This window comes from Pseudomonas sp. T1.Ur (assembly GCF_023516725.1).
Classification (GTDB): domain Bacteria; phylum Pseudomonadota; class Gammaproteobacteria; order Pseudomonadales; family Pseudomonadaceae; genus Aquipseudomonas; species Aquipseudomonas alvandae.
This window is the reverse complement of the sequence record NZ_JAMGSN010000001.1, coordinates 3,135,120-3,149,800: the sequence shown is the minus strand read 5'-3', so window position 1 is coordinate 3,149,800 and position 14,681 is coordinate 3,135,120. Positions and strand designations below refer to the sequence as shown.

Annotated in this window: 18 protein-coding genes; 7 read left to right on the top strand and 11 right to left on the bottom strand. The window is 61.5% G+C overall.

What is annotated here, in order from left to right; translation table 11 throughout:
• Window positions 1-16: 16 nt before the first annotated feature.
• The 4 genes from modC to M8Q45_RS13890 form a co-directional block, all read right to left on the bottom strand.
• Window positions 17-1,096 (bottom strand): molybdenum ABC transporter ATP-binding protein, encoded by a 1,080-nt coding sequence (modC, locus tag M8Q45_RS13905; protein WP_249875225.1) that lies wholly within the window; start codon window positions 1,094-1,096, stop codon window positions 17-19.
• A 3-nt stretch (window positions 1,097-1,099) separates the two neighbouring features.
• Complete coding sequence (gene modB, locus M8Q45_RS13900; protein WP_249875224.1) at window positions 1,100-1,777, bottom strand: molybdate ABC transporter permease subunit; 678 nt, start codon at window positions 1,775-1,777, stop codon at window positions 1,100-1,102.
• Window positions 1,778-2,530: a molybdate ABC transporter substrate-binding protein gene (modA, locus tag M8Q45_RS13895; protein ID WP_249875223.1), complete on the bottom strand. Its 753-nt coding sequence runs from the start codon at window positions 2,528-2,530 to the stop codon at window positions 1,778-1,780.
• Window positions 2,531-2,767: 237 nt separating this feature from the next.
• A complete protein-coding gene (locus M8Q45_RS13890) occupies window positions 2,768-3,829 on the bottom strand; it encodes an NAD(P)H-dependent flavin oxidoreductase (protein WP_249875222.1) in 1,062 nt (353 codons plus the stop codon).
• 148 nt (window positions 3,830-3,977) lie between these two features.
• Between M8Q45_RS13890 and M8Q45_RS13885 the strand changes: the two genes are divergently transcribed.
• Window positions 3,978-4,466 (top strand): GyrI-like domain-containing protein, encoded by a 489-nt coding sequence (locus M8Q45_RS13885; RefSeq protein WP_249875221.1) that lies wholly within the window; start codon window positions 3,978-3,980, stop codon window positions 4,464-4,466.
• Here the strand turns inward: M8Q45_RS13885 and ada are convergent.
• From ada to M8Q45_RS13860, 5 genes are all read right to left on the bottom strand, one after another.
• Window positions 4,430-5,503 carry a bifunctional DNA-binding transcriptional regulator/O6-methylguanine-DNA methyltransferase Ada gene (ada, locus tag M8Q45_RS13880; RefSeq protein WP_198798340.1) on the bottom strand — a complete coding sequence of 358 codons (1,074 nt, stop codon included), beginning with the start codon at window positions 5,501-5,503 and terminating at the stop codon, window positions 4,430-4,432. The genes M8Q45_RS13885 and ada overlap by 37 nt on opposite strands.
• An 87-nt stretch (window positions 5,504-5,590) precedes the next feature.
• Window positions 5,591-6,268, bottom strand: coding sequence for a DNA oxidative demethylase AlkB (alkB, locus tag M8Q45_RS13875; RefSeq protein ID WP_249877329.1), 678 nt, complete (start codon window positions 6,266-6,268; stop codon window positions 5,591-5,593).
• A complete protein-coding gene (locus M8Q45_RS13870) occupies window positions 6,258-6,977 on the bottom strand; it encodes a 2OG-Fe(II) oxygenase (protein ID WP_249875220.1) in 720 nt (239 codons plus the stop codon). Before M8Q45_RS13870 ends, alkB begins: the two co-directional genes overlap by 11 nt.
• A gap of 258 nt (window positions 6,978-7,235) precedes the next feature.
• A complete protein-coding gene (locus tag M8Q45_RS13865; RefSeq protein ID WP_249875219.1) occupies window positions 7,236-7,406 on the bottom strand; it encodes a hypothetical protein in 171 nt (56 codons plus the stop codon).
• Window positions 7,407-7,436: 30 nt separating this feature from the next.
• Window positions 7,437-7,739 carry a DUF1883 domain-containing protein gene (locus M8Q45_RS13860; RefSeq protein ID WP_249875218.1) on the bottom strand — a complete coding sequence of 101 codons (303 nt, stop codon included), beginning with the start codon at window positions 7,737-7,739 and terminating at the stop codon, window positions 7,437-7,439.
• 201 nt (window positions 7,740-7,940) lie between these two features.
• Between M8Q45_RS13860 and M8Q45_RS13855 the strand changes: the two genes are divergently transcribed.
• Both M8Q45_RS13855 and M8Q45_RS13850 read left to right on the top strand, forming a co-directional pair.
• Window positions 7,941-8,291, top strand: a complete 351-nt coding sequence (locus M8Q45_RS13855; protein ID WP_249875217.1) for a hypothetical protein — start codon at window positions 7,941-7,943, stop codon at window positions 8,289-8,291.
• 107 nt (window positions 8,292-8,398) lie between these two features.
• Window positions 8,399-8,629 carry a hypothetical protein gene (locus M8Q45_RS13850; protein ID WP_030142223.1) on the top strand — a complete coding sequence of 77 codons (231 nt, stop codon included), beginning with the start codon at window positions 8,399-8,401 and terminating at the stop codon, window positions 8,627-8,629.
• A gap of 1 nt (window position 8,630) precedes the next feature.
• Here M8Q45_RS13850 and M8Q45_RS13845 read toward each other — a convergent pair whose 3' ends face one another.
• Both M8Q45_RS13845 and M8Q45_RS13840 read right to left on the bottom strand, forming a co-directional pair.
• Entirely contained in the window at window positions 8,631-8,912 is a 282-nt protein-coding gene (locus M8Q45_RS13845; protein WP_249875216.1) for a hypothetical protein, read from the bottom strand.
• 112 nt (window positions 8,913-9,024) lie between these two features.
• Window positions 9,025-9,240: a hypothetical protein gene (locus M8Q45_RS13840; protein ID WP_030142221.1), complete on the bottom strand. Its 216-nt coding sequence runs from the start codon at window positions 9,238-9,240 to the stop codon at window positions 9,025-9,027.
• A gap of 233 nt (window positions 9,241-9,473) precedes the next feature.
• Here M8Q45_RS13840 and galU point away from each other — a divergent pair, with 233 nt between their 5' ends.
• The 4 genes from galU to ahpF all read left to right on the top strand — a co-directional run bounded on the left by galU (window position 9,474) and on the right by ahpF (window position 14,606).
• Window positions 9,474-10,313 (top strand): UTP--glucose-1-phosphate uridylyltransferase GalU, encoded by an 840-nt coding sequence (gene galU, locus M8Q45_RS13835; RefSeq protein WP_003182953.1) that lies wholly within the window; start codon window positions 9,474-9,476, stop codon window positions 10,311-10,313.
• Window positions 10,314-10,716: 403 nt separating this feature from the next.
• Complete coding sequence (gene gorA / locus M8Q45_RS13830; RefSeq protein WP_249875215.1) at window positions 10,717-12,072, top strand: glutathione-disulfide reductase; 1,356 nt, start codon at window positions 10,717-10,719, stop codon at window positions 12,070-12,072.
• 284 nt (window positions 12,073-12,356) lie between these two features.
• Window positions 12,357-12,920 (top strand): alkyl hydroperoxide reductase subunit C, encoded by a 564-nt coding sequence (gene ahpC / locus M8Q45_RS13825; protein WP_011061677.1) that lies wholly within the window; start codon window positions 12,357-12,359, stop codon window positions 12,918-12,920.
• Between the two features lie 123 nt (window positions 12,921-13,043).
• Window positions 13,044-14,606: an alkyl hydroperoxide reductase subunit F gene (gene ahpF, locus M8Q45_RS13820; protein WP_249875214.1), complete on the top strand. Its 1,563-nt coding sequence runs from the start codon at window positions 13,044-13,046 to the stop codon at window positions 14,604-14,606.
• Window positions 14,607-14,681 lie beyond the last annotated feature (75 nt).

Sequence of the window (14,681 nt, the reverse complement as noted above, 5' to 3'; positions counted from 1 at the left end):
TGCTCGCAGACCGAGTTTACGCCAACACCGCCACCGCCTTGATCTGCGCCCACAGCACCTGCCCCGGGTGCAGCTTCAACTGATCCCGGGAATACCGGGTAATTCGCGCCAGCAGCGGGGTGCCGGCGGCGTCCAGGCGGATCAGCACATGGGCGGCGTTGTCGCCGGCCAGTTCGCTGACGACCGTCACCGGCAACCGATTGAGGATGCTGGTCTGGGCATCGTTTGCCAGGCTCAGGCTGACGTCCCGGGCCTGGACCTTGATGCGCAGCGACAGTCCGTCGGCCAGGGGCGTGTGGGTCACTCGCATGCGGAGCTGGCTGTCGGGCAGCGTCAGGGTGAGCAGCTGATAATCCAAGTCATAGCCGGCGACCTTGCCCTGGATCACCACGCCCGCGTCATCGCCCAGGGCCAGTGGCAAGTCGAGGCGGGCCAGGGTCTTGCCGATCGGCCCGCTGGCCAAGGCACGCCCGGCATCCAGCAACACGATGTGATCGGCCAGGCGCGCCACTTCATCCTGGGAATGGCTGACGTACAGCACCGGGATGTCCAGTTCATCGTGGAGCCGTTGCAGGTACGGCAGGATCTCGTTCTTGCGTCGCGTATCGAGGGCCGCCAGTGGTTCATCCATCAGCAGCAAGCGCGGGCTGGTCAGCAAGGCGCGGGCGATGCCGACGCGCTGGCGTTCGCCGCCGGAAAGGTTGTGGGGCTGCCTGTCGAGCAGGTGGCCGATGCCCAGCAATTGCGTCGCTTGGGTCATGTCCACGCGCCGTTGCGCCGTGGCAACGCGCTTGAGGCCGAACAGCAAGTTACCGCGTACCGACAGGTGATCGAACAGGCTCGCCTCCTGGAAAACGTACCCCAGCGCTCGCTGGTGGGGCGGCACGAAAATCCCGCGCTCGCTGTCCTGCCACACCTCGCCATTGACCTCGACGAAGCCGTGCGTGGGCCGGTCCAGCCCGGCGATGCAGCGCAGGCAGGTGGTTTTGCCGGAGCCGGATTCGCCGTACAGCGCGGTCACGCCGCGGCCAGGCAATTGCACGTCCAAGTCCAGGGAAAACGGGCCATGGTCGAGTCGAAATCGTGCCTGGATCATCGATCAGCTCCAGCCGGCGCGGGTTCGGCGGCTGGAATACAGCGCCAGCAACACCAGGAAGGAAAACAGCAACATCGCTGCTGCCAGCCAATGGGCCTGGCTGTATTCAAGGGCTTCGACATGGTCGTAGATCTGCACCGACACCACCCGGGTTTTCTCCGGGATGTTCCCGCCGATCATCAGCACCACGCCAAATTCGCCGACCGTGTGGGCGAAGCCGAGGATTGCCGCCGTGATGAAGCCGGGGCGCGCCAGGGGCAGGATGACGCTGAAGAAGGTGTCCCACGGCCCGGCTCGCAGGGTCGCGGCGACTTCCAGGGGGCGGTTGCCGATGGCGGAAAAGGCGTTTTGCAGCGGCTGCACGACGAAGGGCATCGAGTAGATCACCGAGCCAATCACCAGCCCGGTAAAGCTGAAGGTGAGGGTGCCCAGGCCGAGGGCCTGGGTGAACTGGCCGATCCAGCCGTGGGGGCCCAATGCAAGCAGCAGGTAGAAGCCGATCACCGTGGGCGGCAGCACCAACGGCAGGGCCACCACCGCGCCCACGGGCCCGCGCAGCCAGGAGCGCGTGCGCGACAGCCACAGGGCGATGGGCGTGCCGATCAACAGCAGGATCACCGTGGTCAGTGACGCCAGCTTCAGGGTCAATCCGATGGCGGAGTAGTCGGCACCGGTCAGCATTTAGCGTTGGTAACCGTAGGCTTGGATGATCGCGGCGGCTTTCGGGCCCTTGAGGTAGTCCATTAATGCCTTCGCGGCAGGGTTGTCCCGGCCCTTGCCGAGAATCACGGCGTCCTGCCTGATCGGGTCGTGCAGTTCGGCCGGGACAATCCACGCGGAACCGCTTGCCAGCTTGCCGTCCTTGAACACCTGGGACAGGGCCACGAAACCGAGCTCGGCATTGCCGGTGGACACGAACTGGTAGGCCTGGGTGATGTTCTGACCCTCGACGATCTTGCCCTTGACCTGATTGGCGAGCCCCAGCTTATCCAACACCTGGGTGGCGGCGAGGCCATAGGGCGCCGCTTTCGGGTTGGCGATGGACAGGTGTTGGAACGCGTTGTCCCGCAGGATCTGGCCCTTGGCGTCGACGTAATCGTTCTTGGCCGACCATAACGCCAACGTGCCGATGGCGTAGGTGAAGCGCGAGCCTTTCACGGTATCGCCTTCGCTTTCCAGTTTGGCCGGGGTGGTGTCGTCGGCGGCGAGGAACACTTCGAACGGCGCGCCGTTCTTGATCTGGGTGTAGAACTGCCCGGTCGCGCCGTATGCGGCAATCAGTTTGTGTCCGGTGTCTTTCTCGAAACCGGCGGCGATGGCCTGGATCGGGGCGGTGAAATTGGACGCGACGGCGACTTGCACCTCATCGGCCTGGGCAGCGTTGACACAAAGACAGGCTGCCAGCAGCAGCGGGGCGAAATGGACTGGGCGCATGGACAGGGTTCCGTGGGGGCGGGTTCGCTATATAGCGGAATATATAGCGAATGGCCGACAAACGGAACGTGGCATTTTGTCAGAAGTCAGCGGTGGCAGGGCTGCCGTCATCGCGAGCAAGCTCGCTCCCACAGGATTTCGGGATGAATGCATGATTGATATTCACACTGAACCCTGTGGGAGCGAGCTTGCTCGCGATAGCGTCCGGTCAAGCGCCGGGGACTGTCAGGCTTGCGCTCAGCCCTTGAACCGAGCCAGCGCTTCCTCGGCCAAACGCTTGGTCAATTCGCCGCTCGGCAACTCGCGTCCCATGGGAAACGCCTGGCCGGCCCAGAGATTGGAGAAGTCAGCTTCATCTTTGGCGCGCAAGGGCATCAATGCGCCGCCCGCCAGGGGAAAGGCTGGTGCGAGTGGACTCATCGGGCCGACTTCGCGCATCACTCGGTTGACGATCCCTCGGGCCGGGCGACCCGTGAACAGATTGGTGACTGCGGTCTGGCTTTCCTTGGCCGTGCGCAACGCCCGGTGATGGGACGCGCTGATCTTGGCTTCCGGCGTGAACAGATAAGCGCTGCCCAGCTGCACCGCCGACGCGCCCAGGGCGAACGCGGCGACGATCCCGCGCGCATCGCCGATACCGCCGGTTGCAATCACCGGCACCTTCACCGCGTCCACGACCTGCGGCAGCAAGGCGAACAGGCCCACCTGGGTGTTGAGGTCGTCACTGAGGAACATCCCGCGATGGCCGCCGGCTTCAAAGCCCATGGCGATGATCGCGTCGCAGCCGTGCTGTTCGAGCCAGATGGCTTCCTCGACAGTGGTGGCCGACGAGAGGATCTTCGCGCCGGTGGCCTTGACCCGATCCAGCAATGACTTTTCCGGCAGGCCGAAGTGGAAGCTGACCACCTTGGGTCGCAATTCTTCCAGCACGCGGCAGGCCGCGTCGTCGAACGGCGTGCGATTGGACACCGGCGTTGGCGCGTCAAAATCGGCGCCCAGCTCTTCGTAATAAGGCTTGAGTCGTTGCTTCCAGGCCTCGGCCCTTTGTTCATCAAAAACCGGCGGTTGGTGGCTGAAAAAGTTGACGCTGAACGGCTTGTCGGTCTGTTCGGCAATGTCGGTCAGGGCCTGGCGCAATTGCTCTACATCGAGCATCGCGGCAGGCATCGAGCCCATCCCGCCGGCATTGGAAGTGGCGACCACCATGGCCGGACCGGTCACCCCGGCCAGCGGGCCCTGGATGATAGGATGCTCGATGCCGAGCAGGTCAAGAATGCGGGTGTCTGGCCACTGGCTCATGTCCGGGTGTCTCCGACGGCAGAAGGAAACGCTGTTTTTAGCAGGAGTGACCCAGCCAGGGCCAGTCGAGTTTTTCAATCGATGCCCGGGTTGATCCCGACGCAAGGATCGGTACCATGCGGACTTCAACCATCAAGGAGCCCGACCCATGGACGTGAAACTCAGGACCGTCGAACCCTTCACGGTCGCCGGATTGCAGGTGCGCACCCGCAACGCCGACGAGCAACGGGACGACACGGCGAAGATCGGCCCGATGTGGCAGCGGTTCTTCACTGAAGGGGTGTTCGACCAGATCCCGGCACGCCAGTCGGAGTCGTTCGTCTATGGGGTGTATTCCGGCTACGAGTCCGATGCCACCGGGCATTTCAACGTGACGGCGGGTGTGCAGGTCGATGCCACGAGCGCAGGCTACCCCGCCGTGGATATTGAGGGCGGGGATTACCTGGTGTTCTCGGCCAAGGGCGAAATGCCCGGCTGCGTGATCCAGGCCTGGGGGCTGATCTGGGCCTACTTCGCCGATAATCCGCAGGCCGTGCGCCGGTTCACCACCGATTTCGAGGTGTACAACGCGCCTGATTCGGTGGCGATCTATATCGGCATTCAATCCTCCGGCGAGCGCTCCAGCGCCAACAGCTGACGCTTGCGCTCAACGCCCCAGCGGTAGCCGGACAGGTTGCCGTCGCTGCGCACCACCCGGTGGCAGGGGATCGCCACGGCGAGGCTGTTGGCGCCGCAGGCCTGGGCCACCGCGCGCACCGCTTTGGGCAAGCCGATGCGCTGGGCGATCTCGGCGTAGCTGGCGGTGCTGCCTGGCGGAATCTCCCGCAGGGCTTGCCAGACCCGTTCCTGGAACGCCGTGCCGCGCAGGTCCAACGGCAAGTCCAGGCCCAGGGCCGGCGCTTCGATAAACCCCACCACTTGGGCGATCAGTTGCTCGAATTCCCGGTCGGCACCAATGAGGTTGGCGCGACGGAATTTGTCTTGCAGGTCGCGCACCAACGCGTCCGGATCGTCCCCTAGCAGGATCGCGCACACACCGCGCTCGCTTTGTGCCACCAGGATCGCCCCGAGGGAGCACTGGCCGACGGCGAAGCGAATGTCAGTGTTTTGTCCGGCGGCGCGGTAATCGGCGGGTTTCATGCCCAGGACTTTGTCGGCGGCTTCATAGAAGCGGCTGTTGGAATTGAAGCCGGCGTCGTACAGCGCTTCGGTCACCGACCCGGCGTCGGCCAAGCGTTCGCGCACCTTGCGTGAGCGATGGGCAGCGGCGTAGGCCTTGGGTGTCAGGCCGGTGATGGATTTGAAAACACGGTGGAAGTGAAAGGGGCTCAGGCCCGCAGTCCTGGCGAGGTCATTCAGCCCAGGCAGTTCTTCGGCCGCCTCGATCTGCCGGCAGGCGGCGGCGACCCGGGCCGCTTGTTGCGCGGCAATCTGGGTCTGGTCCCTTGCCAGGCGTTTGCTGGGGCGGTAGCCGGCGGCCTGGGCCTGTTCCGGTGTGTCGAAGAATTCGACGTTGCGCGGGTTCGGCAGGCGCGACAGGCTGCTGGGGTGGCAATAGATGCCGGTGGTCTTCACGCCATAGACAAATGTGCCGTCGGCGCGTGGATCCCGGGCGAGCACGGCGGCCCAGCGTGGGTCCTGGTCAGGGGAGCGGTTGTTGGAAGTGTTGTTCATGGTCGTGATTCCATTGGCCCGTTTTGCCTAGAGTAAGGAGCCATGCCGGTGACGACACTCCGGGTCTTGCGGTTGAATTCTGCGCTTTTATCCGGCCATGCGGAACGTCAGGTTGATCCGTTGGGCGCCCAGGCGCAGATGCTCTCCCGACTTGAGCGGCAGCACGCCGTGGTAGCGCAACCGGTCCACGCCACCCCAGACCACAATGTCGCCATGGAACAACGGGATGCGCTGGCTTTTGTCGCTGCGCTCGAGCCCGCCGAACTGGAAGACTGCCGGCAGTCCCAGGGAGAGCGAGACGACGGGGGCCGTCAGGGCGCGTTCGTTCTTGTCCTGGTGCAGCGACATGCGTGCGCCGGGCACATAGCGGTTGATCAGGCAGGCGTCCGGCTCGAAATGCTCGAACCCCGCCTGCCTGGCGCCGGCCCGGGCCAGTTCGCGAAATACTTGCGGCATGTCGGGCCAGGGGTGGCCGGTCTGCGGGTCGTGGGCCGTATAGCGGTAGCCGCTGCGGTCAGTGGTCCAGCCGAGTGCGCCACAACTGGTCAACGCCACCGACATGGTGAAACCGCCGGGCGTGACCATCTGCCGGAACGGTGCTGCCTGCAAGACGTTTTCCAGCGCTGGCAGCAGGCGGTCGAGCCAGGGCAGGGCAAACCCGCGCAGCACAAAGGACTGTTGGCCGATCTGTTCGACCTGGCCGGGGGGAGTGGGCGCCTGGTCGGCGAACAGGTCCAAGGTGATGGGCGTGTCGTCATTGCGCATCATGAAAAATGATCCCGAGTGTGTGCCGGCGACCGCTGTGTACGCGGCTGACGCCATGGCGCAAGTTGACTCGATAATAACCCCGAACGCCTTTGACCGGCCGCTGATGTACGGCGAACACTACGGCGTCGCCTTGTTTCAGGTCGATGACCTGGGGGCGCGATTGCATGCGCGGACGCTGTTCAGTGAGGACAAACTCGCCACCGGTAAAGTTCTCGCCCGGTTCTGACAGCAGGATCGCCACCTGCAACGGGAACACGTGTTCGCCATACAGGTCCTGGTGCAGGCAGTTGTAGTCCTGCGGGCCGTACTGCAGCAGCAAGGGGGTGGGGCGTTGTTGCCCGGCGGCGTGGCAGCGTTGGATGAAGTCGGCGTGTTTGTCCGGGTAGCGTGCGTCCAGGCCCATGCACTCGTTCCAGCGATTGGCCAGCGGTACCAGCTTCGGATACAGCGACTGACGCAGTTGCGCGACGACCTCAGGCAACGGATAGGCAAAATACTGATACTCGCCGCGCCCGAATCCATGGCGCGCCATTATGACCCGCGAACGGAAAAGCCCGGGGTCGGCGTATAAGCCGCTCAACCGTTGGCATTGCACCGCCGGCAACAGGTTGCGAATGACCGTACAGCCGTCCTGGTCGAGGTTTCGTTCCAAGGTGGGCCAGTCGAGATTGCATAGATTTTCTGTCAGGGAGAGCGCAGGGGACATGGTTGCAATCCTGGTTGGAAGGACTGGTCAGTCTGCGGAGTGGAGCGTTGCCGGGCACTCCGATTCTTGCGCTGTGTAGGAGCTGGCGAAGCCTGCGATCCTTTGAACTTTCGCTTTCGCTTTCGCTTTCGCTTGCGACTCAATAGTTCGGGACAAGATCGCAGCCTCGCTTCGCTCGGCAGCTCCTACGCAGCTCCTACGCAGCTCCTACAAGGCCGAGCGGGAGCAAGCTCCCTCGCCACACAAGACAGGCAAGCTTCAGAGTGCCCTGCTGACCTTGAGCTCGGTGATCTCATCGTCCGTCTCGCCATGCAGCTTTTTCAGCGCAGCCATGGCTTCTTCCTCGGTGCCGGTCTGCAACTGCGCGAACTCGAAGCGGCGTTCGCCGTTGAGCTTGTACTTGATAACGTATTTGGTCGTCGGGGCCACGGTCTTTCCTGTTTTTTACGAAAGGGCGGCTCAGCTGAGTTTCGAGCTGGAGCGCCGGATGATCTTGATCTTGTAGGTCAGGGTCGGCTTGCGGGTGACGCTGATGGCGCGACGGCTGACGGTGTCGATGGTAATGTTCCAGAAACCGGTGCTGGGCGCGGTGATCCGGGCCGGGAACGTGTCGAACGCGCCGCCATGGTAAGTGTGCCGGCCGCCGTTCTTGAAGCTGCGGAAATTGGCGTCGTTCATCAAGCGGATGTTGCACATTTGGGAGCATTCGATAACGACGATATCGTCCTCGTTGAGGTGCTCGCGCTGATGGATGAATTTCATGGGTGCCTCCAGAAGGGCATTTCTTGCAATCGACACGGCAAGGTGGGCAAATAATGGCGCGCAGTTTACCAGCACCACGCTGCAATAACCGATCCCTGTCCTGGGTGAAACTTATTTATGGCCGGTAGGCGAATAAAAAAGCCAGGGCGCCGGAGAAAAACGGCGTTTGCATTGTCGGAGGGTCTTTACTGGAGGAATGATATGAAGCGCAGCGTGTGGGTAATGGCCTTGGCCTTGGGTGGATGTGCATCGGTATCGGACATCAACCAGACGCCACCCACCATGAGCGTCATCTCCGGTAAGAAACCTCATGAATACGCCAATTGCGTTGCCGACAAGCTGCTCAAGACCCGTGGCCCGCTGCAGATGGAACCGCACAAGAACGGCGTCCGGGTGATCGTGCCGGGCCGATTGTCGACGCTGCCCGCGGCGGTGTTCGACATTGACGAGCGCTCCAGTGGCAGCAGCATCAAGTTGCACGAAAGCATGTCCAACGTGCCGGTGCGTCCGGGGGACGTGCAGGAAGCGGCCAACGCGTGCATCTCCGGTTGAGCGCGTTCCGGGCCTGACGAACGGGCCGGGCATCGGTTAAGCTGCGCCCTTCGAAAAAATGCCGCCACGGTCACGTTGGCGGCATTGTCATTTATGGAGTTCAGTCGATGAAACGCGAGCAGGTCCGCGAGCGCCATGCAGAAGGACTTATCTGCGCCACCCATGTGATACAGAATCCCGCGAGCCCCGGGGAGTGGATCGTCTTTTTCAAGAAAAGCGCCGGACGCAGTTTCTTTCTGGTGGATGACCAGGACGAAGTCGAATCCTTCGGCCGGCTCGATGATCTGATCGAGACCCTGCGGGGCCTGGGGATCAAGTTCGCCGAGATTCACATCTAGCTTATTTGCAGACGACCACGACACTGCGGCTGGTGAAGTTCCCGACGTCGACGCCCAAGGTCTTTTCGCTGTCCTTGGCCTGTGGCGTGCCATCGGTGCCGACGATGCGGTAGCCGGTGCCGGCGCATGAGGCATCCGCTTTCTCATAACAGGTTGCCCAGGAGTTGGCTTCGCCCGAACAGTCGATGGACAGGCCTTGCTCGCCGTTATCCAGGTAGGTTTTTTCCGCCGAGGCACAACCTGCCAGGGCCAGGACTGCGGACAGTGCCAGGAATGTCTTCATGGGGAGCGTCATCGAGAAGGGAAGGATGGCGCGAGATTATAGCGAATGGCCATTCCGGTACAGCTAAACCAATGACCCCTTAGAGCACCCAGGCATCGAAGGGGCTGGTCGATTACTTCTTGCGGCGATTATTGCGTGCTGGCGCCTGTTCGCGTTCCCGGGGCGCCGGGGCAGAGCGCTCGTCCTGGAAGACCGCGGCGACTTCCACCGCCATCGTCTTGCTGGGCAAGGGGCCGGCGACCTGCTCGCCATGGTAGTTGATAATCCACCATTGGCCGTCCTTGTCCTGGCTGACCGAATAACCGTTTGCGTTCTGTGTTGCCGACATCTATCTGCCTCGTTGGCGGGATCAAGGCGGCCATGATACGCCAAATACCCGCAAACAGCGCTGATGGGCGTACAGTGGGGACCGCTGGAACCATCGAAGCGAAAGGCGATTGAACTATCCGCCAGTTTATTTCTCTATGATGGCATCGGTTGGCCAGTGCAGGCATTGTAAGCCGCCTGCCGGCTGATTAGACTGCGCCGAAACCTGTACACACCGCCTTTTCAAGGACTTATATGATCAAGAAATGCTTGTTCCCAGCAGCCGGTTACGGTACTCGCTTCCTGCCAGCGACTAAAGCCATGCCCAAAGAAATGCTGCCGGTGGTGAACAAGCCACTGATCCAGTACGGCGTCGAAGAAGCCCTCGATGCAGGCCTGACGGAAATTTCCATCGTCACCGGCCGTGGCAAGCGCGCCCTGGAAGACCATTTCGACATCAGCTACGAGCTGGAAAACCAGATCAAGGGCACCGACAAGGAAAAATACCTGGTCGGCATCCGCAAGTTGCTGGACGAGTGCTCGTTCTCCTACACCCGCCAGACCGAAATGAAAGGCCTGGGCCACGCAATCCTCACCGGCCGCCCGCTGATTGGTGACGAACCGTTCGCCGTGGTCCTCGCGGACGACCTTTGCGTCAACCTGGAAGGCGACGGCGTACTGACCCAGATGGTCAAGCTGTACAAGCAGTTCCGCTGCTCCATCGTGGCGATCCAGGAAGTGGATCCGCAGGAAACCAACAAGTACGGTGTGATCGCTGGCGAAATGATCCGCGACGACATCTATCGCGTCCACAGCATGGTTGAAAAACCAAAGCCTGAAGATGCACCGTCGAACCTGGCGATCATCGGCCGCTACATCCTGACCCCGGACATCTTCGACCTGATCGAACAGACCGAGCCAGGCAAGGGCGGTGAAATCCAGATCACCGACGCCCTGATGAAACAGGCCCAGAACGGCTGCGTCATGGCCTACAAGTTCAAGGGCAAGCGTTTCGACTGCGGTGGCGCCGAAGGTTATATCGACGCGACCAACTTCTGCTTCGAAAACTTCTACAAGACCGGCAAGGCTTACTGATAAGCCTGCGTCGCGCTTGAAAAAACGCCCCGACTGGTTCGGGGCGTTTTTTTGCCTGCAAATCGCAGGCGCTGAGCATCCCGTGGCGAGGAGCTGCTCCAGCCGGGCCCGGTAGGAGCTGGCGAAGCCTGCGATCTTTTGATCTTGATCTTGATCTTGATCTTGAGATTCAAGTGTCTGGGGAAAGATCGCAGCCTCGTTTCACTCGGCAGCTCCTACGCAGTTCCTACGCAGCTCCTACGTAGTTGCTACGCAGTTCCTACAGCGCCGGGCGGGGGCAAGCGCCCTTGCCACAAGCTGCAAAAAACCGTTTGGCTTTTGAGGTTCCGCCCCCATAACCATCTGAACGCTGCCCCAGGTGAAAGCAGCAGGTATGCTGACAACCTGCCGAAGGAGATAGATGATGGCCTACGATTTTGATCTGTATGTGATTGGCGCCGGTTCCGGCGGTGTGCGGGCGGCGCGGTTTGCTGCGGGGTTCGGCGCGAAAGTGGCCGTGGCGGAAAGCCGCTACCTGGGCGGGACCTGCGTCAACGTCGGTTGCGTGCCGAAAAAACTGTTGGTCTACGGAGCGCATTACGCCGAGGACTTCGAACAAGCGTCGGCCTACGGCTGGACGGCCGGCGAGGCGAGTTTCGACTGGGCGACGCTGATTGCCAACAAGGATCGCGAGATCAATCGCCTCAACGGTATCTACCGCAACCTGCTGGGCAACAGTGGCGTCACGTTGCACGAAGGCCACGCCAGGATCACCGGCCCACACGAAGTCGAGATCAACGGCGAGCGCCACACCGCCGAACACATCATGATCGCCACGGGTGGCTGGCCGGTGATCCCGGATATTCCAGGGCGCGAGCACGCCATCAGTTCCAACGAGGCGTTTTTCCTGAAGACGCTACCCAAGCGCATGCTGGTGGTGGGCGGCGGCTACATCGCGGTGGAATTCGCCGGGATCTTCCACGGCATGGGCGCGCAAACGTCCTTGCTCTATCGCGGCGACCTGTTCTTGCGTGGCTTCGACGGCGCAGTGCGCAAGCATTTGGCCGAGGAGTTGCAACGTCGTGGCCTGGACCTGCAGTTCAACGCGGATATCCAGCGCATCGACAAAGAAGCCGACGGCAGCCTGAAGGTAACACTCAAGGACGGTCGCACGCTGTCCACCGATTGCGTGTTCTACGCCACTGGCCGGCGACCGATGCTGGACAACCTCGGCCTGGAGAATACCGGCGTGACGCTGGACGAAAAAGGCTTTGTCCAGGTCAACGAAAAATACGAGACCGCCGAGCCGTCGATCCTGGCCATTGGCGACGTGATCGGCCGCGTGCAGCTCACGCCTGTCGCGTTGGCCGAGGGCATGGCGGTGGCGCGACGTCTGTTCAAGCCCGAGCAGTATCGCCTGGTGGATTACCGGATGATCCCCACCGCCGTGTTCAGCCTGCCGAACATCGGCACGGTTGGCCTGACGGAAGAGCAGGCCCGGGAGGAGGGCCATGAGGTGCAGATTTTCGAAAGCCGTTTCCGGCCGATGAAGCTGACCCTCACCGAGTGCCAGGAACGCACGCTGATGAAGCTGGTGGTCGATGCCAAGACCGATAAGGTCTTGGGTTGCCACATGGTCGGCCCGGACGCGGGGGAAATCGTGCAGGGCCTGGCGATTGCCCTGAAGGCTGGTGCGACCAAGCGTGACTTTGACGAAACCATAGGGGTACACCCGACCGCCGCCGAAGAATTCGTCACCATGCGTACGCCCACTGCCTGACGCGTGGAAGACGCCTGTAGGCGCTGCCTGTAGGAGCTGCCGAGTGCAACGAGGCTGCGATCTTTCCCCTGACATTTGCCTCTCAAGCGAAAGATCCAGATCAAGATCAAAAGATCGTCCGAACGCGGCCCGAGCCTTCGCCAGCTCCTACAGATTTCTTCTATCTATATGGATTCCTGATAGCCAAAACCAATCATTCGCATGAGGTTTGGCAATGAGCCAATAGCGGAATGAATGGCTAAGATTCCCCCATCAACTTTTCAACCCCTGACGGAGAGTCAACGATGCCTATCATCAACAGCCAAGTTAAACCGTTCAAAGCTACCGCTTTCAAAAACGGCGCATTCGTCGAAGTGTCGGATGCTGACCTGAAAGGCAAGTGGTCTGTCGTGTTCTTCTACCCGGCTGACTTCACCTTCGTTTGCCCAACCGAGCTGGAAGACCTGGCCGACAACTACGCCGAATTCCAGAAACTGGGCGTCGAGATCTACAGCGTGTCCACCGACACTCACTTTGCCCACGCCGCCTGGCACAACACTTCGCCAGCCATCGGCAAGATCCAGTACACCATGATCGGCGACCCGACCCTGGCAATCTCCCGCAACTTCGACGTGCTGATCGAAGAAGCAGGCCTGGCTGACCGCGGTACTTTCGTGATCAACCCAGAAGGCCAAATCAAGATCGTTGAAATCAACGACGGCGGTGTAGGCCGTGACGCTTCCGAGCTGCTGCGCAAGATCAAGGCTGCTCAGTATGTTGCCGCTCACCCAGGCGAAGTCTGCCCAGCCAAGTGGAAAGAAGGCGAGGCCACCCTGGCTCCGTCCCTGGACCTGGTCGGCAAGATCTAAGTCCGTGAGTCATCCGAGGGCGATCCGCTCTTAATCAGGTAAGCCGCTTCGCCCCAAAAAACGCCCGGGCGAGATTCGCTCGGGCGTTGTTTTTTCTGAAATTCAAACATGGAAATCGCCCGTATGTTGGACGCCAATCTTAAAGCTCAGTTGAAGTCATACCTGGAACGGGTCACCCAGCCGATCGAGATCGTTGCATCCCTCGACGACGGTGCGAAATCCCAGGAAATGCTCGCGTTACTCAAAGACGTTGCCAGTCTTTCCAATCAGATTACCTTGCTCGACAACGGTACTGATGCGCGCAAGCCATCGTTCTCGTTGAACCGCCCCGGAGCCGATATCAGCCTGCGTTTCGCCGGCATTCCCATGGGGCATGAATTCACTTCGCTGGTGCTGGCCCTGCTGCAAGTCGGTGGCCACCCTTCGAAGGCCAGTGTCGAAGTGATCGAACAGATCCGCTCGCTCAAGGGCGAGTTCAACTTCGAGACGTATTTCTCGCTGTCGTGCCAGAACTGCCCGGACGTGGTCCAGGCGCTGAACCTGATGGCTGTGCTGAACCCGAACATCAAGCACGTCGCCATCGACGGCGCACTGTTCCAGGCCGAAGTCGATGAACGCCAGATCATGGCCGTGCCAAGCATCTACTTGAACGGTGTGAACTTCGGCCAGGGCCGCATGGGCCTGGAAGAAATCCTCGCCAAGATCGACACCAGCGGCATCGAGCGCCAAGCCGAGAAGATCAGCGCCAAGGACGCCTTCGACGTGTTGGTGGTCGGCGGTGGCCCGGCCGGTGCCTCGGCGGCGATCTACGCAGCGCGCAAAGGTATCCGCACCGGTGTGGCGGCCGAGCGTTTCGGCGGCCAGGTGCTCGACACCATGGCCATCGAGAACTTCATCTCGGTCCAGGAAACCGAAGGCCCGAAACTGGCCGTTGCCCTGGAAGAACACGTCAAGCAGTACGACGTGGACATCATGAACCTGCAACGCGCCGACGCCTTGGTGCCTGGCACGGACGGCGGGCTGCATGAAGTCAAGTTCGCCAGCGGCGCAAGCCTCAAGGCCAAGACCGTGATTCTGGCGACCGGCGCCCGCTGGCGCGAAATGAACGTGCCGGGCGAGCAGCAATACCGCAACAAAGGCGTGGCGTACTGCCCGCACTGCGACGGTCCACTGTTCAAGGGCAAGCGCGTGGCGGTAATCGGTGGTGGCAACTCCGGCGTCGAAGCGGCCATCGACCTGGCGGGTATCGTCTCCCATGTCACGTTGCTGGAGTTCGATGTGCAATTGCGTGCCGACGCGGTGTTGCAGCGCAAACTGCACAGCCTGCCAAACGTGACGGTGATCACCAACGCCCAGACCACTGAAGTAACCGGCGATGGGCAGAAGGTCAATGGCCTGCGCTACAAGGATCGTCCGAGCGGTGAATTGCGCGACGTGGCGCTGGAAGGGATCTTTGTGCAGATCGGCCTGTTGCCTAACACCGATTGGCTCAAGGGCACCGTCGAGTTGTCACCGCGTGGCGAGATCATCGTCGATGCCCGTGGCGAAACCTCGATCCCGGGTGTGTTCGCCGCCGGTGACGTAACCACCGTGCCGTACAAGCAGATCGTGATCGCCGTGGGCGAGGGGGCCAAGGCTTCGTTGAGTGCCTTCGACCACCTGATCCGCACTTCCGCGCCGGCCTGATCGCCTCTCGCTGAAACAACAAAAACCCCATGGGCCTTGGCCCCTGGGGTTTTTTATGTGTAGCTGAAGGATCGA